Source organism: Rhabdonatronobacter sediminivivens, assembly GCF_013415485.1.
GTDB lineage: Bacteria > Pseudomonadota > Alphaproteobacteria > Rhodobacterales > Rhodobacteraceae > Rhabdonatronobacter > Rhabdonatronobacter sediminivivens.
In genome coordinates, this window is record NZ_JACBXS010000011.1 from 1 (window position 1) to 20,305 (window position 20,305).

At 68.1% G+C, this 20,305-nt stretch carries 22 protein-coding genes; 4 read left to right on the forward strand and 18 right to left on the reverse strand.

Annotated features, from left to right (window positions below):
* Window positions 1-71: 71 nt before the first annotated feature.
* Entirely contained in the window at window positions 72-530 is a 459-nt protein-coding gene (locus tag HUK65_RS06980) for an Lrp/AsnC family transcriptional regulator (protein WP_179905438.1), read from the reverse strand.
* A gap of 135 nt (window positions 531-665) precedes the next feature.
* On the opposite strand from HUK65_RS06980, the gene ald reads away from it, so the two are divergent.
* Window positions 666-1,784, forward strand: a complete 1,119-nt coding sequence (ald, locus tag HUK65_RS06985; protein WP_179905439.1) for an alanine dehydrogenase — start codon at window positions 666-668, stop codon at window positions 1,782-1,784.
* A gap of 96 nt (window positions 1,785-1,880) precedes the next feature.
* Here ald and truB read toward each other — a convergent pair whose 3' ends face one another.
* Genes truB through rbfA form a run of 3 tightly spaced genes read right to left on the reverse strand, consistent with a single transcriptional unit; the run spans window position 1,881 to window position 4,014 of the window.
* A complete protein-coding gene (truB, locus tag HUK65_RS06990) occupies window positions 1,881-2,795 on the reverse strand; it encodes a tRNA pseudouridine(55) synthase TruB (RefSeq protein WP_179905440.1) in 915 nt (304 codons plus the stop codon).
* A 36-nt stretch (window positions 2,796-2,831) separates the two neighbouring features.
* On the reverse strand, window positions 2,832-3,593 hold the full coding sequence (locus HUK65_RS06995) for a phosphodiester glycosidase family protein (RefSeq protein ID WP_179905441.1): 762 nt from the start codon (window positions 3,591-3,593) through the stop codon (window positions 2,832-2,834).
* Window positions 3,580-4,014 carry a 30S ribosome-binding factor RbfA gene (gene rbfA / locus HUK65_RS07000; protein ID WP_179905442.1) on the reverse strand — a complete coding sequence of 145 codons (435 nt, stop codon included), beginning with the start codon at window positions 4,012-4,014 and terminating at the stop codon, window positions 3,580-3,582. Before rbfA ends, HUK65_RS06995 begins: the two co-directional genes overlap by 14 nt.
* A gap of 130 nt (window positions 4,015-4,144) precedes the next feature.
* Between rbfA and dapB the strand changes: the two genes are divergently transcribed.
* A complete protein-coding gene (gene dapB, locus HUK65_RS07005) occupies window positions 4,145-4,945 on the forward strand; it encodes a 4-hydroxy-tetrahydrodipicolinate reductase (protein WP_179905443.1) in 801 nt (266 codons plus the stop codon).
* Window positions 4,946-5,033: 88 nt separating this feature from the next.
* The gene (locus tag HUK65_RS07010) at window positions 5,034-5,405 is read left to right on the forward strand and encodes a dihydrodipicolinate reductase (protein ID WP_235441814.1); all 372 of its coding nucleotides are present in this window, start codon (window positions 5,034-5,036) and stop codon (window positions 5,403-5,405) included.
* Here HUK65_RS07010 and HUK65_RS07015 read toward each other — a convergent pair.
* The 7 genes from HUK65_RS07015 to hslO form a co-directional block, all read right to left on the reverse strand.
* The gene (locus HUK65_RS07015; RefSeq protein WP_179905444.1) at window positions 5,356-5,667 is read right to left on the reverse strand and encodes a DUF6525 family protein; all 312 of its coding nucleotides are present in this window, start codon (window positions 5,665-5,667) and stop codon (window positions 5,356-5,358) included. The genes HUK65_RS07010 and HUK65_RS07015 overlap by 50 nt on opposite strands.
* 1 nt (window position 5,668) lies before the next feature.
* Window positions 5,669-6,871, reverse strand: coding sequence for a GTP-binding protein (locus HUK65_RS07020; protein ID WP_179905445.1), 1,203 nt, complete (start codon window positions 6,869-6,871; stop codon window positions 5,669-5,671).
* An 88-nt stretch (window positions 6,872-6,959) separates the two neighbouring features.
* On the reverse strand, window positions 6,960-8,192 hold the full coding sequence (locus tag HUK65_RS07025; protein ID WP_179905446.1) for a lytic murein transglycosylase: 1,233 nt from the start codon (window positions 8,190-8,192) through the stop codon (window positions 6,960-6,962).
* A gap of 78 nt (window positions 8,193-8,270) precedes the next feature.
* Window positions 8,271-8,885, reverse strand: a complete 615-nt coding sequence (locus HUK65_RS07030; RefSeq protein ID WP_179905447.1) for a LysE family translocator — start codon at window positions 8,883-8,885, stop codon at window positions 8,271-8,273.
* Window positions 8,886-8,947: 62 nt separating this feature from the next.
* Window positions 8,948-10,093, reverse strand: a complete 1,146-nt coding sequence (locus HUK65_RS07035) for a CCA tRNA nucleotidyltransferase (RefSeq protein ID WP_179905448.1) — start codon at window positions 10,091-10,093, stop codon at window positions 8,948-8,950.
* Entirely contained in the window at window positions 10,090-10,695 is a 606-nt protein-coding gene (locus tag HUK65_RS07040; protein ID WP_179905449.1) for a CoA pyrophosphatase, read from the reverse strand. The genes HUK65_RS07035 and HUK65_RS07040 overlap by 4 nt, the downstream gene beginning before the upstream one ends.
* Window positions 10,685-11,671, reverse strand: a complete 987-nt coding sequence (gene hslO / locus HUK65_RS07045) for an Hsp33 family molecular chaperone HslO (protein ID WP_179905450.1) — start codon at window positions 11,669-11,671, stop codon at window positions 10,685-10,687. The genes HUK65_RS07040 and hslO overlap by 11 nt, the downstream gene beginning before the upstream one ends.
* An 86-nt stretch (window positions 11,672-11,757) precedes the next feature.
* Here hslO and HUK65_RS07050 point away from each other — a divergent pair, with 86 nt between their 5' ends.
* On the forward strand, window positions 11,758-12,216 hold the full coding sequence (locus HUK65_RS07050; RefSeq protein WP_179905451.1) for an NUDIX hydrolase: 459 nt from the start codon (window positions 11,758-11,760) through the stop codon (window positions 12,214-12,216).
* A 115-nt stretch (window positions 12,217-12,331) separates the two neighbouring features.
* Here HUK65_RS07050 and HUK65_RS07055 read toward each other — a convergent pair whose 3' ends face one another.
* The 7 genes from HUK65_RS07055 to metA all read right to left on the reverse strand — a co-directional run bounded on the left by HUK65_RS07055 (window position 12,332) and on the right by metA (window position 20,299).
* Complete coding sequence (locus HUK65_RS07055; protein ID WP_179905452.1) at window positions 12,332-12,832, reverse strand: RNA pyrophosphohydrolase; 501 nt, start codon at window positions 12,830-12,832, stop codon at window positions 12,332-12,334.
* 98 nt (window positions 12,833-12,930) lie between these two features.
* The gene (locus HUK65_RS07060) at window positions 12,931-14,262 is read right to left on the reverse strand and encodes a S41 family peptidase (protein WP_179905453.1); all 1,332 of its coding nucleotides are present in this window, start codon (window positions 14,260-14,262) and stop codon (window positions 12,931-12,933) included.
* A 90-nt stretch (window positions 14,263-14,352) separates the two neighbouring features.
* Entirely contained in the window at window positions 14,353-15,510 is a 1,158-nt protein-coding gene (locus tag HUK65_RS07065; protein WP_235441815.1) for a murein hydrolase activator EnvC family protein, read from the reverse strand.
* On the reverse strand, window positions 15,507-17,024 hold the full coding sequence (gene gpmI / locus HUK65_RS07070; RefSeq protein WP_179905454.1) for a 2,3-bisphosphoglycerate-independent phosphoglycerate mutase: 1,518 nt from the start codon (window positions 17,022-17,024) through the stop codon (window positions 15,507-15,509). Before gpmI ends, HUK65_RS07065 begins: the two co-directional genes overlap by 4 nt.
* 85 nt (window positions 17,025-17,109) lie before the next feature.
* Complete coding sequence (locus tag HUK65_RS07075) at window positions 17,110-18,351, reverse strand: argininosuccinate synthase (protein WP_179905455.1); 1,242 nt, start codon at window positions 18,349-18,351, stop codon at window positions 17,110-17,112.
* A gap of 78 nt (window positions 18,352-18,429) precedes the next feature.
* Window positions 18,430-19,332 (reverse strand): alpha/beta fold hydrolase, encoded by a 903-nt coding sequence (locus HUK65_RS07080; RefSeq protein WP_179905456.1) that lies wholly within the window; start codon window positions 19,330-19,332, stop codon window positions 18,430-18,432.
* Window positions 19,333-19,381: 49 nt separating this feature from the next.
* Window positions 19,382-20,299, reverse strand: coding sequence for a homoserine O-acetyltransferase MetA (gene metA, locus HUK65_RS07085; RefSeq protein ID WP_179905457.1), 918 nt, complete (start codon window positions 20,297-20,299; stop codon window positions 19,382-19,384).
* Window positions 20,300-20,305: the final 6 nt, after the last annotated feature.

Here is a 20,305-nt window from a genome sequence, read left to right on the forward strand (position 1 = left end):
GCCCACATCCGTCGCCTCACCCGCCTCATCGCAAGAACCTGAAATCATTCAGACCATTATGAATCGGACTCTCAGACATCCACGGCGGTTGTCTGCACCACCGTGCGCAGCGCAAAGGACGAATGCATCTGCGCCACACCGGGCAGACGCGACAGGTAGCGGCGGTGGATGCGGGCGAAGTCCTCGGTATCGGCGGCGAGGATCTTCAGCAGGTAATCGGCATTTCCTGCCATGAGATGGCATTCCTGGATATCGGGCACCCGGGCGACCTCGCGCTCGAACGCATCCAGCAACTCGTCGCTCTGGCCCTGAAGCGTGATCTCCACGAACACGGTGGTGGGCTTGCCCATGCGGCGGCGGTCCAGCAGCGCCACATAGCCGGAGATCATCCCCGATGCCTCCAGCCGGTGCACCCGCCGATGGCATGCCGAAGGCGAGAGATTCACCCGTTCGGACAGATCCGCATTCGAAATGCGCCCCTCACGCTGAAGAACCGCCAGAATTCGCCGATCAGTTGCGTCTAGCTGCATCGCAGCGCACTTTCCTTTCAAAATTACCGGTAACCGGCGCAGTTTCTTCGAATGTAGGATCACGGAACAGGGCCGGGAATCAAGCACATTCGGTGCGAACCGTGCAATCGTGCGGCTCCAACAGGGAGGGACACCATGCTTATCGGATGCCCAAGGGAAATCAAACCGCAGGAGTTCCGGGTCGGTCTGACGCCGAATGCCGCGCGTGAGGCCGTGAGCGCCGGGCACAAGGTGATCGTGGAGACCGCCGCCGGCGAGGGCGCGGGCTTCACCGATGACGACTATACGGCCGCCGGCGCGCAGATCGTGGACAGCGCCGCGGAGATCTTTGCCACCGCCGAGATGGTGGTCAAGGTGAAGGAGCCCCAGGCCACCGAGCGCAAGCAGCTGCGCGAGGGGCAGGTGCTCTTCACTTATCTCCACCTGGCGCCCGACCCGGATCAGACCCGCGATCTGCTGGAAAGCGGCGTCACCGCCATCGCCTATGAAACTGTCACCGACCGCACTGGCGGCCTGCCCCTGCTGGCGCCGATGTCCGAGGTCGCCGGCCGCCTCGCCCCGCAAATGGGCGCCTGGACCCTGCAAAAGGCCAATGGCGGGCGCGGCGTGCTGATGGGCGGCGTGCCCGGGGTGCGCCCGGCGAATGTGGTGATCGTCGGGGGCGGCGTGGTGGGCACCGCCGCCGCCCGCGTGGCCGTGGGCATGGGCGCGAATGTGACCGTGCTGGACCGCTCCATCGCGCGCATGTCCTATCTGGATGACATCTTCATGGGGCGGCTGACCACGCAATTTTCCGATGCGGCGGCGGTCGAAGGGCTGCTGGAGCGCGCCGACATGATCGTGGGCGCGGTGCTGATCCCCGGCGCGGCGGCGCCGAAGCTGATCACCCGCGCGCAACTGGGCCAGATGGCGCCCGGCGCCGTGCTGGTGGATGTCGCCATCGACCAGGGCGGGTGTTTCGAGACCTCGCGGGCCACCACCCACCAGGACCCGATCTATGAGGTCGACGGCGTGATGCATTACTGCGTCGCCAACATGCCCGGCGCGGTGCCGCGCAGCTCCACCATCGCGCTGGGCAATGCCACCATGCCCTTCATGCTGGCCTTGGCCAACAAGGGCTGGCGGCAGGCCTGCGAAGATGACCCCCATCTGCTGGACGGGCTCAACACCCACGCCGGGCACCTGACCTATTACGCGGTGGGCAAGGCGCTGGGCATCGACGTGCTCTCCCCCACAAAAGCGCTCAAGACCTGAGCACGCGCCACCAGGCTCCATTTTCTTGCGAGAAATACTCCGGGGGGTGAGGCCGCCAGGCCGAGGGGGGCAGCGCCCCCCTTGCGCCGCCTGCACTCAGCGCGCCGCCTGCACGAAAACCCGCGTCGGGTGCAACTCGCCCGCCCTGTAGACCCCCAGCGCCACCGCGCGGCCATCGATGCTGGCCCAGGCCTCGGCGCCATAGTCCACGTCCGAGGCCAGCACCATGCCCGGATTGCCGTTACGCAACCGCGCCGCCCCCTCGGGCGTGGCGGGCAGTTCCGGCAGGTCGGCCAGGGCAACCTCCAGGGGCTGCACATGGGCATCCAGCGCCGGGGTGCGGGCCAGCTCCTCAATCTGCGCGAAGCTGATGCCGTCCTCGGCCTCGAACGGCCCGGACCAGACCCGGCGCAGCACGGTCACATGCCCGTGACAGCCCAGCGCCGCCCCCAGATCCCGCGCCACCGACCGCACATAGCCACCCTTGCCGCAGACCATCTCCAGCTCAACATGGTCGGCATCGGGGCGCGCGACCATCTCCAGGCTTTCGACCCACAGCGGGCGGGCGGCCAGCTCCATCTCATCGCCTGCCCGCGCGATGTCATAGGCGCGCTCGCCCTCGACCTTGACGGCGGAAAACTGTGGCGGGACCTGCATGATCTCGCCGCGAAACGGCGCCAGCGCAGCGGCGATCGCATCATCTGCGGGGCGCGCGTCGCTTTCGGCGATCACGCTGCCCTCGGCGTCATCGGTGGTGGTCGCCTGGCCCAGCCGCACGGTGAAGCGATAGCATTTCAGCGCCTCGGTCACATGGGGGATGGTCTTGGTGGCCTCGCCCAGCGCCACGGCCAGCACGCCGGTTGCGGCCGGGTCCAGCGTGCCCGCATGACCGGCCTTCTTCGCCTCCAGCGCCCAGCGCAGCTTGTTGACCACGGCGGTCGAGGTCACGCCCGCGGGCTTGTCCACCACCACCCAGCCGGAAATGTCACGCCCCTTGCGCTTGCGTCCCAAATCCCTGCCTCCGATCTGTTGCCGTGGCGGCGGGTGCTACTCGGTGCCGGGTGTGGCGTCAATATCCACAACCAGCCCCACCACCGGGCCCATTGGCAGGCCCCAGTCCGACCGCCCCAGCCCCGGCGCATGCAGGCGCGAGACATTGCCATCAAGATAGAGCGCCTGCGGTGCCCCCAGCACATCGCGGAAGAATACCGCGAAGTCATGGAAATTCACCTGCCCGCCCGAAACCACGAACCAGGCGGTGCCGCCACCCGCGCTGACGCCAACCCCGTTGCGCACGCGCAATGACTCGGACCCTTCCAGAAACCGCGGATGCAGCGCGCCGTCGATCACCAGCATCGGGCCGGATTGGGTCGCGTGCTGGCATGGCGGCGCCTGCTCGGCGAAGCTGCGGCTTTCGATCACGGCAAAGCGGTCCTGCAGCACACAGAAGACGCCATTGGGCAACATGCCGAAGTTCCCCGGCCCTTCACGGGTGACGATGCCGGCGCGTTCCTCGCCGCCTTCGACATAGAGGCCAACGGGGCGGCGGTCAGGGTGATACATGCCTGCGTTCATGGCAAAGCCCAGCCGCGCGCCTTCGGCGGCCAGCATGTCGTCGATCCGGCTGAAGCTTCCCAGGGTTTCGCCGGTCGGACCGGTCAGGAACAGGCGCAGATCATCGCCTGCGTGAACCGTGCATACGGTGTAGCGCTGGCCATCCTGGCTGCGGTTCTCGCAAGGTTCGGCCCCGGCGCCACTGGCCAGCGCCGTCAGCGCCGCGGCCCAGGCCGCGGTCCTAGCGGTCCTCATCGCCCCCGATGCTCCCGTCCTCATCGGCTGCGGCCACATCGCGCTGCACGCGGGCGTCGGCAAAGATGCGGCGCGTGTCATCCATGCGGTCGAAGGTCTCGTCCAGCCGGAAGCGCAGGTCGGGGGCAAATTTCAGCGTCAGCTCCTTGCCCACGGCGCGGCGCAGCGCGGGCCGGTTGCGCGCCAGAGCCTTGAGCGCGGCCTCCTGGTTGTCGCCCCCCAGCGGCATGACAAATACCGTGGCCAGCTTCAGATCGGGTGAGGTGCGCACCTCGCTCACGGTGATGGACATGCGGTTGAGTTCGGGGTCATGCACATCGGCACGGTTGAGCACATCGGAAAGCGTGCGCCGAATCAGCTCGGCCACCCTGAGCTGGCGCTGCGATGGCCCCTTGGCCGCGTTATGTCGTCTGATGCTCATTGCTGTTATCTAGGCCAGCGCGGGGCCCTGTGCAATGGCGCGCGCCCTTTCCCGCACCACCCTTGGGCTTTGCCAACGAGCTCAAGGGGCGTTAAGGGGAGCGCGGAAACGGTCAGGGGGCAGCAGGACCATGGTGCGGATTGCGGTAATGGGCGCTTCGGGGCGCATGGGGCAGATGCTGGTGCAGCTGGTCGGCGAAAGCGACCTGGCGGTGCTGGGCGCGGCGGTGGAGCGTCCCGGCCACGGCTGGGTCGGCCAGGATCTGGGTGTGGCGGCAGGCGGTGCGGCGCTGGGGCTGCGGGTAACCGATTCGGTGGCGCAGGCGCTGGAACAGTCCGATGCCGTGATCGACTTCACCGCCCCCGGCGTCAGCGTGGCCCTGGCCGAACAGGCCGCCGCCATGGGGGTGGCGCATGTGATCGGCACCACCGGGTTTTCCGATGCCGACCTGCAGGCCATCGCCCGCGCGGCCGAGCGTGGCGTGATCGTGCGCGCGGGCAACATGAGCCTGGGCGTCAACCTGCTGGTGCAACTGACGGCGCAGGTCGCGCGCGCACTGGGCATGGAGTATGACATCGAGATCGTCGAGGCCCATCACCGCCACAAGGTCGATGCGCCGTCCGGCACCGCGCTGATGCTGGGAGAGGCTGCCGCCGAAGGGCGCGGCCAGCGGCTGGCCGATGTGTCCGAGCGTGGGCGTGACGGGATCACCGGCGCGCGCCAGGCCGGCGCCATCGGCTTTCACGCCATCCGCGGCGGTGACATCATCGGCGAACATGATGTGATCTTTGCCGGCACCGGGGAACGCATCACCCTGCGCCATGTGGCCAGCGATCGCAGCGTCTTTGCCCGTGGCGCCCTGCGCGCCGCCATCTGGGCCCAGGGCCAGCCACCGGGAGAGTATTCCATGGCCGCAGTTCTGGGCCTGTAACGGCGGATTTCCGCCAAGCCCGCGCCGATCTGCATCCGATCCCTGCCGCCTTGCGTATCCCGTTGGAGCATACCGCAAGGAGGTCACGATGAGGCGCATTTTCACCATCCTGGCAGCGGCCAGCGCGCTGACCCTGGGCATGGGCGCAGCTCAGCCCGCGCAGGCGGATTTCGCTGTGGTCAACAATGAAAACGAATTCCGCGCCCTGGTGCAGGGGCGCGAATTGCGCCGCTTTGCCGTGCGTTTGCAGGTGCATGATGACGGCACCATATCGGGCAGGGGCTTTGGCCGCCAGGTGACCGGCGACTGGGGCTGGCAAGGGCGTTACTTCTGCCGCACCCTGGAATGGGGCAGTGGCGGCGACCCGGACAACTGCCAGCTGGTGCTGCGCGACGGCGATACGCTGCGTTTCATCTCGGACCAGGGCCAGGGCGATTCGGCGGATTTCCGTCTGCGCTGATCCGGGCGGCGGGGTGGCCCGGCCCCCAGATGTCGCGGGCATCGCGGGCCAGGGCCCGCGCCTGCGCCCGGTCCAGCAGCTCCTGCGCCGCCGCCGCATCCCCGCCAGCCCGGCGCAGCGCGCGGGCCCACAGCTTTTGCGCTGATGCTGCGCTCCAGGGCAGGGCGGCATCGTGCAGCCAGCGCCGCAACTCGGGCGGCAGGCGGTCAAACCGGCGCATGGACATGGCCGAGCGCTTCAATCCCGTCGCCACATTGCGCATGTCAGGCGGCCTTGCGCGCGCCCCAGCGCGGGAACGGGTCCGGCAGATCGGCCCAGGCGGCGGGGGTGAAATCCTCGCCGATCAGGCAGGCATCCAACTGCGCGCGGATCGCCGCAATATCCATGCCCGCGCCGATGAACACCAGTTCCTGCCGCCGGTCGCCCCAGGGTTCCACCCAGTTTTCCTGCATGCGGGACAGGGCTTCGGCGTGGTTCGGCCAGCGGTCGCGCGGGACCGCAGCCCACCAGCCCCCCAGCGGCGTGACAGAGGACACCGCCCCGGCCAGGCTGAACTCGGCCACCCAATTGGGGCGCGTGGCCAGCCAGAAATGCCCCTTGGCGCGGATCACCCCCGGCAGATCGCCGTTGAGCACATCATGCACCTTCTGCGGGTCAAAGGGGCGCCGCGCGCGATAGACGAAGCTGGAAATCCCGTATTCCTCGGTCTCGGGAATGTGATCGGCGAAGCCGTAAAGCTCCTTCGCCCAGAGCGGATGCTCGTGTGCCTTGTCGAAATCGAACAGCCCCGTGTCGAAGATCAGATCGCTCGCGACCTGCGACTGGTCGGTTTCGATCAGCCGGGCATCGGGGTTCAACGCCTTGATGATCTTGCGCGCCGCGTCCGCGCGTTCTGGCCCGGCGTCGGTCACCTTGTTCAGCACCACCACGTCGGCGAATTCGATCTGCTCGGTCAGCAGGTTGACCAGGGTGCGCTCGTCCTCCTCGCCCAGCGTCTCGCCCCGGTCGGACAGGAAATCATGGCTGGAGAAATCCTCGAGCAGGTTGATCGCATCGACCACTGTGACCATCGTATCCAGCCGTGAGACATCGGCGAGGCTGTCGCCCCCCTCGTCCCGGAACTCGAAGCTGGCGGCCACGGGGAGCGGCTCGGATATCCCGGTCGATTCGATCAGCAGGTAGTCGAAGCGCCCTTCGGTGGCCAGGCAGCGGACCTCTTGCAGCAGGTCATCGCGCAGGGTGCAGCAGATGCAGCCATTGGACATTTCCACCAGCTTCTCCTCGCCCCGGCGCAGGTCCACGCCCGCTTCCACCAGATCGGCGTCGATGTTGACCTCGGACATGTCATTGACGATCACGGCCACGCGGCGGCCTTCGCGGTTGTTGAGCACATGGTTCAGCAGCGTCGTCTTGCCCGCGCCCAGAAAGCCCGAGAGCACGGTGACGGGAAGGCGGGTGTCGGTCATGGTGGGCTCCGTGTGTAATGTTATATTATATCATTTACACCATGGGGCCGGGGCACCGCAACCGCTCTTTTTCCGGTGCGCGCCGTCACTATTGCCCCCGCAATGCCTCCAGCACCTGCACCGAGATATAGCCATCGGGCACCAGACCCTGCCGCGCCTGCCAGGCGCGGACGGCGGCGCGGGTGGCGGGGCCCAGCCGCCCGTCGATCCCGGCGGTGTCGAAGCCCTGCGCGTTCAGCCGCCGCTGCAACTCCATCCGTTCATTCAGGTTCAGCGCGCGGTCCCCCCGGGGCCAGCCGCTGGCAAACGGCCCCGCCCCGCGCAGGCGGTCCGCCAGATGCCCCAGCGCAATCACATAAGCGTCCGAGATATTGTAGGTCTTGAGCACATCGTAATTGCCGAAGGTCAGCAGCGCCGGGCCATGCCGCCCTGCGGGCAGCATCAGCTTGGCCGTTCCCTGCGCAGGCAGTTGCGCCCCGGCCACCGCCGCCACCCCCAGCGCGCGCCAGGCATCCACCCCGCGGCGGGTGCCGGTCAGCCCCAGGTCGAAACCCTGCGGCAGGCGCACCTCGACCGCCCAGGGCTGGCCGCGCTGCCAGCCATTGGCCGAAAGGTAATGCGCCGCCGAGGCCAGCGCATCCGCCGGGTTGTCCGACCAGACATCACGCCGCCCGTTGCCGGTGAAATCCACCGCATGGTCCAGATAGCTCGATGGCATGAACTGCGTGTGCCCCATGGCGCCCGCCCAGGAGCCGATCATGCGCGCGGGCGTCACCTCGCCCGCCTGAACGATCTTCAGCGCGGCAATCAGCTCCTGTTCGAAGAACGCCGCGCGGCGGCCGTCGCGGGCCAGCGTGGCCAGGGTGCTCAGGATCGGCGTGGAGCCGCGCACCGCCCCGTAAGAGGTCTCAAGCCCCCAGATGGCGACCAGGACCTCGGGTTCGACCCCGTAGCGCGCGGTGATGCGGCCCAGAAGGTCGTCGTGGCTGGCCAGCAACTGCCGCCCCCGGCTGATGCGCGCTGCGGTCACCTGCGCATCCAGATAATCCCAGACATGGGTGCCGAATTCGGACTGCGCCCGGTCCAGCCGCAGCGTGGCGGGCAGCGGGCGCACATCGGCCATGGCCCGGTCAAAGACCGGCGCCTGCACCCCGGCGGCCAGCGCGCGTGGACGGAAAGCGGCCACCCAGCCGTCGAAACTGGCCGCCCGCGTGGCCTCGGGGCCTGCTTCCGGACGCGCTTCGGGGCGGGGGGAGCGGTCCACATTGGCGCCGACGCAGCCCGGTAACAGCAGCAGTAGGCATATCAGAATCGCCCGCATGATCTCGCCCTCGCCCTTCTGCCGCCACACCAACCTAGCGCAAGACGCGATGCGTTGGAAATGCCGGGCGTGCGCCGCTCAGGGCTGGCCAACCGGGCCGTCCATGACCATCAGCGCCACGCCCAGCGCGATCGACAGGCCCATGACCGCGTTGAACACCCGCAGCCGCACCGGATCGGCAAGGAACCGGCGCAGCCCCTGTCCCGCCGCAGCCCATCCCAGCGACGAGGTCACCCCCGCCAGCGCAAAGGCCAGCGCCACCAGACTGGCGGTCAGCCAGGGGGCTTCGGGGTGGACGAACTGCGCCGAGATCGCCACCGCCATCACCCAGGCCTTGGCGTTGATCCATTGAAAAGCCGCCGCCTGCCAAAAGGTGAAGGGCTTCGCCTCTCCGGCGGCCGAGGGCAGGCCGCCCTTGGTTGCAATCTGCCAGGCCACCCATAGCAGCAGCGCCGCCCCGCCCCAGCGCAGGGTTTCGCGCAGCAGGGCCGATTGCTGAAAGGCCTCACCCAGAAAGATGGCGACAACGAAAACCATCCCGGCAAAGCCCAGCCAGACGCCATTCACATGCGGAATGGTGCGCGCCAGTCCGAAATTCACCCCCGAGGCCGCCAGCATCGCGTTGTTGGGCCCCGGCGTCCAGGTTCCGGCGAAGGTCAGCATCAGCAGCGCGGCAAAGGTTTCGAGCGGCATGGCGGCGAGTCCGGTTAAAAGGTCTGTAATGCTGACCTATCATCCGCGAATCCCGCCGCCTGTCAAGCCAGAAGCTGCGCCCGGGTCAGCGTGAAATCCGAGGCCACCCAGCGCCATTCCAGCTCGCGCAGGCGTTGGCCCAGGGCGGGGCCGTTGTAATCCGGCATCAGGTCGCGGGCCTTTAGGGGGAAACGCTGCTCTGCCCCGCGCGCAATTTCATCCTGCCAGCCCGGCGCCAGAAGCTCGCGCGCGCGGGCGGCGCGCAGCAGCGCGGCATCGGCGCCCGGATCGGCCCCCAGCCAGTAGCCCAGCGCGGCCAGGCTGGCATCGGTGGCGGCATGGTCGCGGATCCGGGCCAGATTGCGCGCCTCGGCCCGGGTCAGGCGCAGGGTGGTTTCGGGGTCCTGCGGGGCCAGCACCGCCAGTCGTCGCAGCCATCCGGGGGCAATCCCCGCTTCCAGATGCACCATCAACCGCAGCCCGGACGGATCTGCCCCGGGCAGGATGACGCCCAGCACACCGGTCTGTGCCATCCCCTCCACCGCGGGGGCAGGGTCGGGGGCGGCCAGCAGCTTGCGCATCTCGGCGCCCACCCTTTCCTGCGAAAGCTGCGCCATTCCCCCGGCATGGGCCGCGCAGGCCGCCAATGCGGCGCCGTCCATGGGGCGCAGCGGATCGCCGAAATGCGCCTGGAAGCGAAAGAACCGCAGGATGCGCAGGTAATCTTCACGGATACGGTCGGCGGGCTCGCCGACAAAGCGCACCCGGCGCTGCACCAGATCGGCCAGCCCCCCGCCCAGCGGGTCAACCACGGTGCCATCGGCGCGGGCGTAAAGCGCGTTCATGGTGAAGTCCCGCCGGGCAGCGTCATCCTCCAGCCGGTCGGCAAAGGCGATCACGGCGTGGCGGCCAAAGGTTTCGACATCGCGGCGAAAGGTCGTGACCTCGAACCCGCGCCCTTCGGCGACCACCGTGATGGTGCCATGGTCGATGCCCGTCGGCACAGCCTTCAGCCCGGCGCGCGCGGCCAGGTCGATCACCGTCTGCGGATGGGCATCGGTGGCGATATCCACATCCGACACCCCCCGCCCGATCAGCGCATCGCGCACACAGCCACCGACGCAGAACGCCTGATGGCCGCCTTGCGCCAGCATGGCCAGCACCGCCTGAGTTGCCGTGTCACTCAGCCAGGTGCCGCTTGCCTTCATGCCTTCACCCGCTCTGCCAGTCCGCGCAGGATACGCGCCGTGGCGCCCCAGATGTAATAGGGACCCCAGGGCACGGTATAGTAATGGCGCCACTGCCCCAGCCACAAGCGCCGTTCGACCCGGTATCGCGCGGGGTCCAGCACGTGGTCCAGCGGCACGCGAAACACTTCCTCGACCTCGCCGGGCTGGGCCTGGGGGCGGAAGGCCGGGTCGATCCGGGCCAGAACCGGGGTAATGGCAAAGCCGGTGACGGTCTCATGGCCGGGCAGATGCCCCAGCACCTGCGCCGCTGCCGGGTCCAGGCCGATCTCCTCGCGGGCTTCGCGCAGGGCGGCGGCCTCGATCCCGGGGTCATCGTCATCCTGTTTGCCGCCCGGAAAGGAAATCTGCCCCGGGTGATGGCGCAGATGCGAGGCGCGCTTGGTCAGCACCAGCCGCAACCCTTCGGGCAGGGGCTGGATGCCGACCAGAACCGCCGCCGGGCGCAATCTGCGCATCCGCGGTGGGCCGCCATCACGGTTGAGGTCAAAATCGCTGGACGGTCCCGCCGGGGCGGCCAGCGCCCGGCGCAGCCGCTGCAGCGGATCGGCGTCAGCTGTCATCATCTCCACCGGTTTCGGCCTCGAACCCCAAAGAGGCCGGGTCCATCACGTAATGCGCGCCGCAGAACTGGCAATCTGCCGTGACCGTGCCTTCGGGAGTGGTCATGCTGGCAATGTCGCGGGCGGAATAGATGGACAGGCTCTGGCGGACCTTGGCCTCGGAACAGGTGCAGCCGAATTCGACCGGCTGCGGGTCAAAGACACGCGGGGCTTCCTCATGGAACAGCCGCACCAGCAGGTCGGTGGAATGCACCTTTGGCCCGGTCAGCTCCTCCGCCTCGACCGTGTCCAGCAGCAGGTTGGCACGGGTCCAGTTCTCGGCCTCGTCGCCGCTGCCCATGACATCGGCGGGCCGCAGCAGGCCACCCTCGCCGGTGCCGCCCCCCTGCATCAGCGGCGAGGCCTTGGGCATGTGCTGCAGCATCACCCCGCCACCCCGCCAGACGCGCGCTTCGGTGCTGGAATGCAGCGAAAAGCGGGTGGGCAGCTGTTCGGACTGGGCGAAATAGGCCTCGGCGCAATCGGCCAGCGAGTGCCCGGCAATGGGGGTGATCCCCTGGTAGGGGGTGGTCCCCTGGCCCTGGTCGATCAGGATGGCGAAATACCCCTGCCCGATCTGGTCAAAGCCCGGCGCATCTTCGACCAGACGTTCGGCATCATACCCGGCATAGGCGCGGATGCGCGCAGGCGCCCCCTCGCTGGCGGGGGCAAAGTAATCGGTGGCAATCAGCCGCGCCGCCCCGTCGCCGCGCACCTGCAGCGACAGTTTCCAGCGCAGCTTGATGGTCTGGCCGATCAGCGCCGTGAGCATGGCGGCTTCGGCCACCAGGTCTTCGATGGCGCGCGGATAGCTGTGCTGAGACAGGATCCGGTCCAGCACCTGATCCAGCCGCGCCACCCGTCCACGGATGTCCGAACGGTCAAGCTGAAAGGGCAGGACGGTATCGTCCCAGGCGATCTGTGCACCGAGGGTCATGAAGTATCCTTGGGGTTCGGGCTTGGCATCAGGCTCTCATATATGATTGAACCGCAGATGGCCAAGGGATGGTTTGGAATGCGCAGATGATCAGACGGTTTGGCCCCGCCCCTGACCCCGACCGCCGCTATACACGGCGCCCGGGCGTCTATGCGCTGCTGCAGCGCAGGGACAAGCTGCTGGTGACCCGGCAGGAGCGGCCAGGGCCCGGGTCGGCGCGCGAGTTTCAACTGCCCGGCGGTGGGGTGGACCCGGGCGAAAGCACGCTGGCGGCGCTCCACCGTGAGGTGTTCGAGGAAACCGGCTGGCGCATCGCGCCCCTGCGGCGGCTGGGGGCGTTCCGGCGCTTCACCTGGATGCCGGAATACGCGCTCTGGGCGGAAAAGCTGTGCGTGATCTACCTGGCCCGGCCGATGCGCCGCCTGGGCCCCGCCACGGAACCCGGCCATGTCGCCCATTGGCTGGACCTGGACAGGGCCGCCCGCCTGCTGGCCAGCGAAGGCGACCGGTATTTCCTGGCCCGGACCCTCAACCGCCTGCGGTGACATAGCGCGCGCGGTGTCGTTAGTGTCGCGCCCTCCCCCGTGCGGGCGCGGGTGGGCGGGTGGGACGCCCGCAAGGGGGAGGGCGCTCCCACAGGCGCACCCCCGCCCGTATGGATTACGCGGCCAGCCAGGGGCGGAAGGCGGCGATCACCTGTGCATAGGTGTCGCGCTTGAACGGCACGATCCCGGCCAGAAGCTCCCCGGATCCCATCCAGCGCCAGTCCGAAAACTCGGGCGCGGCGGTTTGCAGGTCGATCTGCGAATCCTGCCCCAGAAAGCGCAACAGGAACCATTTCTGCGTCTGGCCGCGGAACTCTCCGCCCCAGACCCTGGGCACGATCTCGGGCGGCAGGTCATAGCTCAGCCAGTCTTCGGTTTCGGCCAGAACCTCCACCAGATCCGGGCCCACGGCGATTTCCTCATGCAATTCGCGCAGGGCGGCAGCGCGCGGCTCCTCACCCGGGTCGATCCCGCCCTGCGGCATTTGCCATGCGGGCGCGCTGGCATCGCGGCGCTGGGCGGCAAATATCCGCCCGGCGTCGTCGATCAGCATCACCCCCACACAGGGGCGCAGGGGCAGGGCCTTGATGGCATCGGGGTCAGGGGGTGCGGACATGGGCGGGCCTTTTCTGTCACAATCAAACGGGGCCGCAGCATGCTGCGGCCCCGTGCCGGGTTCAAGTGCGTCCTGCGCGCCCGTCCTGATGCGGCGGGTCAGCGCCGCCCGTTCAGGGCGGACAGGCCGCGCAGGATATCCAGGGCATAGGCAAGCTGGTAATCCTCATCCCGCAGGCGCGAGACTTCCTCGGCGGCGCGGCGCTCATCTTCAAGCTGGCGGCGCTCCTCATCGGACATCGAGTTATTGTCCAGACGCCCGCGCAGATCAGCCTCCGAGCGGCTGGGCGGGGCTTCGGCCTCTTCATCGCCCGCCGGGCTGCGGCGGGGCTGCTCCACCACGATATCGGGCGAGACGCCCAGCGCCTGGATCGACCGCCCCGAAGGCGTGTAATACAGCGAGGTCGTCAGCCGGATCGCCCCGTCGCCGCGCAGCGGCATCACCGTCTGCACGGACCCCTTGCCGAAGCTGCGGGTGCCCACGACGATGGCCCGGCGATGATCCTGCAAGGCCCCGGCGACGATCTCGGACGCGCTGGCCGAGCCGTTGTTGATCAGCACCACCATCGGCGCCCCGTCGATCAGATCGCCGGACTGGGCGTTGTAGCGCTCACCCCCGTCCGAGCCGCGCCCGCGGGTGGACACGATCTCACCCTGATCTAGGAACGCATCCGACACCCGCACCGCCTGGCTCAAGAGCCCGCCGGGATTGTTGCGCATGTCCAGGACCACGCCGCCCAGATTGTCCATGCCGCCCAGGTCCTCGATCGCCTCGGCCAGACCGTCGCGCAGGTTGGGGAAGGTCTGTTCGTTGAAGGTGGTCACCCGCAGGATGACGATATCGCCTTCGGTGCGGGTGCGCACGGCCTGCACGCGGATGGTGTCACGGATGATCGACAGATCGAAGGGCTCGGGCTCGCCCTCGCGCACCACGGTGATGATGATCTCGGAGCCCACCGGGCCGCGCATCAGCTCCACCGCCTGGCCCAAGGTCAGCCCCATGAGCGATTCGCCATCCACATGGCTGATCAGATCGCCCGGTTGCACGCCCGCATCATCGGCGGGGGTGCCATCCATAGGGGTGATCACCTGGACGAAACCGTCCTCCATGGTGACCTCGATCCCCAGCCCGCCGAAGGAGCCACGGGTCTGGCTGCGCATCTCGTCGAAATCATCGGGGGGCAGATAGCCGGAATGCGGATCCAGCGAGGTCAGCATGCCGTTGATCGCCGCCTCGATCAGCTTTTCGGGGGCGACATCCTCGACATATTGCGCGCGGATGCGTTCGAACACATCACCGAAGAGGTCCAGCTGCTGATAGACCGAACTGTTGCGCTGCTGTTCCTGCGCGACCAGCGGCCCCGCGATCTGCGTTGCAAGGATCGCCCCGGCGATGATGCCGCCGATCCCGGCCAGAACATGCTTCTTCATAGCGATCCTTGCTCCCATTCCTGCCTTGGGCGCCGGTCTGTGCCGATCAGCCGTTGTCTCTGCCCGCTGCATGGCGCCGGGCGGGGGTATTCAATTCCCTGTCGCAGTCAACGCGAACCAGGGCCCGGGGTCAACCGGCACGCCATCCCGGCGCAGCTCGACATAGAGCGACTGTGTCCGCGCGCCATCGGGGGGGGTGATGGCGCCGGACGCCGGCGCTGCCATATCCGTGCCGCCCATGATCCCCAGCGGGGCAGCTTCGTCAACGACATCCCCCATGCCACCATAGACGATTTCCAGCCCGCCCATAACCAGCAGATAGCCCTCGGCGGGTTCGAGGATGATCACATTCCCGTAGCCGCGCAGCGGCCCGGCATAGCGCACCGTCCCGGACCACGGCGCGGTGACAATGGCCCCGGGTGCTGTGGCCAGCACCAGACCGGGGCGGGCGACCCCGGCGGCATCGGCCTCGCCCGCGCGGCGCAGCAGCACGCCCCGCGCGGGCATGGGCAGCACGCCGCGGGCCTGGGGGAAATCCCGGATGCCCGGGGCATCATGCAGCGCGGCGCTGCGGGTGGACAGGTCGCGGGCAAAGGCGTCCAGGGTTTCACCCGCGGCGGCCAACGCGGCCAGGGCTTCGGGATCGTCCACCAGGCGGCGCGGCGGTGCATCGCGGTCGGCAATGGCCCGGCCCAGATCGGCGCGCGCCGTCTGGGCCGCGTCCAGCCCGTCCAGCAACAGGGACAGGGCGTCTTCGCGCAGGGCGCGCAGGGCGCTGATTTCCTGCAGGTCGGCGCCGACCCGTGCGGCATTTCCGGCAAGGGCAGGGGCGATTTCGCCCAGCAGCATACCCGCGCGGGCCGTGCCCAGAGGGCCATCGGGGTGGACGAACTGATCCATCCCGGCCTGGGTGCGGCCAATGGCCATCAGCACCCCCAGAAGCTGTGACAGCTCGGCGCTGCTGGCCTCGAAGCGGCGGCGCAGGGTGGCCTCGCGCAGGGCGGCGTCGCGCAGCTCCGTGCGCAGGGCGTCCAGCCCTTCCTCATAGGCGCGGATGGTGCGGGTTAGGGCAGCCACCTGATCGCGGGCGCGGCTGGCCTCCTGCATGGCCTCGACCGCGCGGGCCAGATCAGCGGCGGCCTGCCGGGCAGCCTCGGCCGGGCTGGCCAGAGCGGCCGGGGCAGGGAGGGCCGCGGCCAGAAGCACCCACAGCGCCAGAAGCATGGCTTGCGGGCGCGCGCGGGTCATGGGCGGATCAGGCTCTGGCCCGTCATCTCGGGCGGGGGATCAAGACCCAGCAGCGCCAGCACCGTGGGCGCCACATCGGCCAGACGGCCATCGGCCAGCGTGGCGCCTTCGGGCCCGCCGATCAGGGCCACGGGCACCAGATTGGTGGTATGGGCCGTATGCGGGCCGCCGGTTTCAGGGTCGATCATGCATTCGGCATTGCCGTGATCGGCGGTCAGCAGCATGGCGCCGCCCTTTGCGTCCAATGCCTCCAGCACCTGGGCCAGGCCCCGGTCCACAGCCTCGCAGGCGGCGATGGTGGCGGCCAGATCGCCGGAATGGCCCACCATGTCGGCATTGGCGAAATTGACCACGATCAGGTCATGGCCCGCCTCGATCGCCTGAAGCAGGGTGTCGGTCACTTCGGGCGCGGCCATTTCCGGTTGCAGGTCATAGGTCGCCACCGAGGGGCTGGCAGGCATGTGGCGCGCCTCGCCCTCTTCGGGGTCTTCGCGGCCACCGTTGAGGAAGAAGGTCACATGGGGATACTTTTCGGTCTCGGCCAGGCGGAACTGGCGCAGCCCGTGCTGCGCGACCCAGGCGCCCAGCGTGTTCTTGATGCGCCGCTTGGGAAAGGCCGTGGACATGAAGGCGTTATGGGCATCTGAATATTCGACCATGCCCAGAAGCGCCTCCCAATCCGGCAAGTGGCCGCGATCGAACCCGTTGAACGAGGGCGCGCCCATGGCGGCCAGAATCTCGCGCGCGCGGTCGGCGCGGAAGTTCAGGCAAAAGAGGCCATCGGCCCCGCGCACCCCGCCAAAGCCCTCGATCACCGTGGGCTGGATGAACTCGTCGGTTTCGCCGCGCGCATAGGCTTCGGCAATGGCGGCGATCCCGTCGCGGGCATGGTGATCGGCCCGGGCGCGGACAATGGCGTAATAGGCTTTCTCTACCCGGTCCCAGCGGCGGTCCCGGTCCAGCGCCCAATAGCGTCCGATCACCGTGGCCACTGTGACCCCGGCGGGCAGATCGCCCAGCAGGTTGGCCATGAAGCCCTGCGCGGATTTCGGCGCCACATCGCGCCCGTCGGTGATGGCGTGGACCGCCACCGGCACGCCCGCGGCGGCGATGATCCCGGCGGAGGCTTTCAGATGCGCGATATGGCCGTGCACCCCGCCATCCGAGACCAGCCCCATCAGATGCGCCGTCCCGCCCGAGGCCTGCAGCTTGGCGATGAATTGCTGCAGCGCCTCGATTTCGGCGAAGCTGCCATCCTCGATCGCCAGGTCGATCTGGCCCAGGTCCATGGGCACCACGCGGCCCGCGCCGATATTGGTGTGACCGACCTCGGAATTGCCCATCTGGCCGCTGGGCAGGCCCACATCGCGGCCATGGGTGATCAGGGTCGCATGGGGGCAGGTGGCCATGATCCGGTCATAGGCGGGGGTGTTGGCCAGGCGGGGGGCGTTGCCCTCGGCCCGGTCGGACAGGCCCCAGCCATCGAGGATGCAGAGCACGACAGGTTTGGCCATGACGGGTCCTTTGTTCCGGGCGGGGTGCCGGTGGCAAAATGCGCCTCCGGCGGGAGTTCTTGGGGCAAGATGAAATACCTGTGTGTCAGGTTTTCAACCGCCGGTCGCGCGCGGCCAGCAATTTCAGGCGCAGCGCGTTGAGTTTGATGAAGCCTTCGGCGTCCTTCTGGTCATAGGCGCCGGCATCGTCCTCGAAGGTGACATGGGCCTCGGAATAGAGGCTGTGATCGGACCAGCGCCCCACGGTGCGGGCCGACCCCTTGTAGAGTTTCAGCCGCACGGTGCCGGTGACATGCTGCTGGCTGTGGTCGATGGCGGCCTGCAGCATCTCACGCTCGGGCGAGAACCAGAAGCCGTTGTAGATGAGTTCGGCGTAGCGCGGCATCAGCTCGTCCTTCAGGTGGCCCGCGCCGCGGTCCAGCGTGATCTGTTCGATCCCGCGATGCGCTTCAAGCAGCAGCGTGCCGCCCGGCGTTTCATAGATCCCGCGCGATTTCATGCCCACGAAGCGGCCTTCGACCAGATCCAGCCGCCCGCAGCCATGCTTGCCGCCCAGGTCATTGAGCCGGGTCAGCAGGGCGGCGGGGGACAGCGCCTGCCCGTTGATGCTGACGGCATCGCCGCGTTCAAAGCCGATTTCGATGTATTCGGGGGTTTCGGGGGCGTCCTCGGGGTTGGTGGTGCGCTGATAGACGTAATCGGGGGCGTCCTCGGCCGGGTCTTCCAGAACCTTGCCCTCGGACGAGGTGTGCAGCAGGTTCGCATCCACGCTGAACGGCGCCTCGCCGCGCTTGTCCTTGGCGATGGGGATCTGGTGGGCCTCGGCGAATTCGATCAGACGGGTGCGGCTGGACAGGTCCCATTCGCGCCAGGGCGCGATCACCTTGATATCGGGGTTGAGCGCATAGGCGCTGAGTTCGAACCGCACCTGATCATTGCCTTTGCCGGTGGCGCCATGGGCGACGGCATCGGCGCCCGTCGCCTCGGCGATTTCGACCAGACGCTTCGAGATCAGCGGCCGCGCGATGGAGGTGCCCAGCAGATACAGCCCCTCATAGACCGCATTGGCGCGGAACATCGGGAATACGAAATCGCGGACGAATTCTTCGCGCACATCTTCGATATAGATGTTGTCGGGCTTGATGCCCAGCAGCTCGGCCTTCTTGCGGGCGGGGTCCAGTTCCTCGCCCTGGCCCAGATCGGCGGTGAAGGTGACAACCTCGCAGCCGTATTCCACCTGCAGCCACTTCAGGATGATCGAGGTATCAAGCCCCCCGGAATAGGCAAGCACGACTTTGCGGGGCGCGGGGGTGCGAGGCGCGGGCATGGGCAACTCCGTTCGTTGAAGGCGCCCTTCGTCTAGTGACTTTCCCCCATGGGGGCAAGGCCCGCGCGCGGGGTGCGGCTAGCGCAGCCCGGTGCGGGTGGCTGCGCGGGCGATGGCGTCCAGCGTTTCCGCGCGGCGCGCGTGGTGGGGCATGTGGCCCACGCCCTCCAGCCGGACCAGATTGGCGCCGGGCACCTCGGCCGCCAGCCGTTCGGAATGGATCGACATTCCCACGGTGGTGTCAGCCGTGCCATGCAGGATTTCGACCGGCAGGGTCAGTTGCGGGTAGTGATCGACCATCGCTTCGACATGGACGCGCAGGGCGTTGACCTGGATGGCGTTCACGGCCAGCTGGCTGCGCCGCAGGGCCAGATCCAGCCCCACATGGTCCGTATAGCCTTCGGGCACCGGATCGGGGGCAAAGATGCGTTCGATCACGTCCTCGGCCCGTCCTTGCGGGGCAAAGGCCGACACCGCCGGCAGGACCAGCCAGCGCCCCACCGGGCTGGCCGTCACCCGATACCAGAAGCCCAGATCGCCCGGCCAGGGGTGCGAGGCCGGGGCCAGCAGCACCAGCGCGGCCGTGTTGCCCGGATCGCGCAGGGCCCAGCCCAGCGCCACGGCGCCGCCATAGGAATGGCCCAGCACGATGGGACGCTCCACCCCCAGTTGCGCGGCGGCGCTGCGCAGAACATCGGCCTGCGCCTGGGGGCTGCGCTCTATCTCTTCCTGGCGGTCGGACCAGCCCATGCCGGGGCGGTCAAAGGCGATGACGCGGAAATCGTCGGCCAGATCCTCCACCATATCAAAGGTGAAATCGCGCGCATTGCCGCTGGCGCCGTGGATCAGCACCAGATCGGGGCCCTGCCCGCGCACCACGGCGTGGACGCGGCGGCCATTGACCTCGACGAACTGGCCTTCGGGTGGGGTGGCCTGCCGGGCGCGCCCCTCGCGGCTGTTGGCATCGGTCCCGTCGGCCATGGCGCAGCCTCCTGCCAGCAGCAGCGCGAAGGCCGCCGCGCCGACTGCGTTACTGGCCAATCTGCGCAAGATCATAGGGCGTGGTCTGGTAAATCTCGTTTATCCAGTTGCCATATAGCAGATGCGCGTGGCTTCTCCAGCGATTGAGCGGCGTTTTCGCGGGATCGTCATCGGGGTAGTAATTGCGCGGCACATTGATGGGTTTTCCCGCGGCCACGTCGCGGTCGTATTCTTCCTTCAGCGTGGTGCTGTCATATTCGAAATGGTTGAAGATCATCAGCGCCCTGTGGGCGGGGTCCTCGATCAGGCAGGGGCCGACCTCGTCCGATCCGATCAGGGTCTTGAGCGCGGGGACGGCGTCGACCTCGGGTTGGCGCAGTTCCGTCCAGCGGCTGACGGGGATCAGCACGTCATCGGAAAACCCCCGCAGATAGGGCGAGGCCGGGGCAAGGTTGCGGTGGCGGTAACAGCCAAAGGCCTTGGCCGGCAGCATATGCTTCTGGATGCGGTAGAAATGCCACAGCATCGCCATGCCGCCCCAGCAGACGCCAAAGGTCTGATGCACATGGGTGCGGGTCCATTCGAAGACCTCGGTCAGTTCGTCCCAATAGGTGACCTGATCATAGGGCAGGTGTTCGATGGGCGCGCCGGTGATGATGAGGCCGTCGAAGCGTTCGTGCTTGACCTCCTGAAAGGGGCGGTAGAACTCGGCCATGTGTTCGGCGGCGGTGTTCTTCGTCTCATGCTCGGTCATGCGGATGAGCGACAGGTCGATCTGCAGCGGCGTGGCGCCGATCAGGCGGGCGAACTGGGTTTCGGTCTGGATCTTCTTCGGCATCAGGTTCAGCAGGCCGATGCGCAGCGGGCGGATATCCTGCCGCGCGGCGCGCGAACGCGACATGACCATGACGCCTTCGTCCGACAGGATGCCAAAGGCCGGGAGGCTGGAGGGGAGCGTGATGGGCATGGGCGG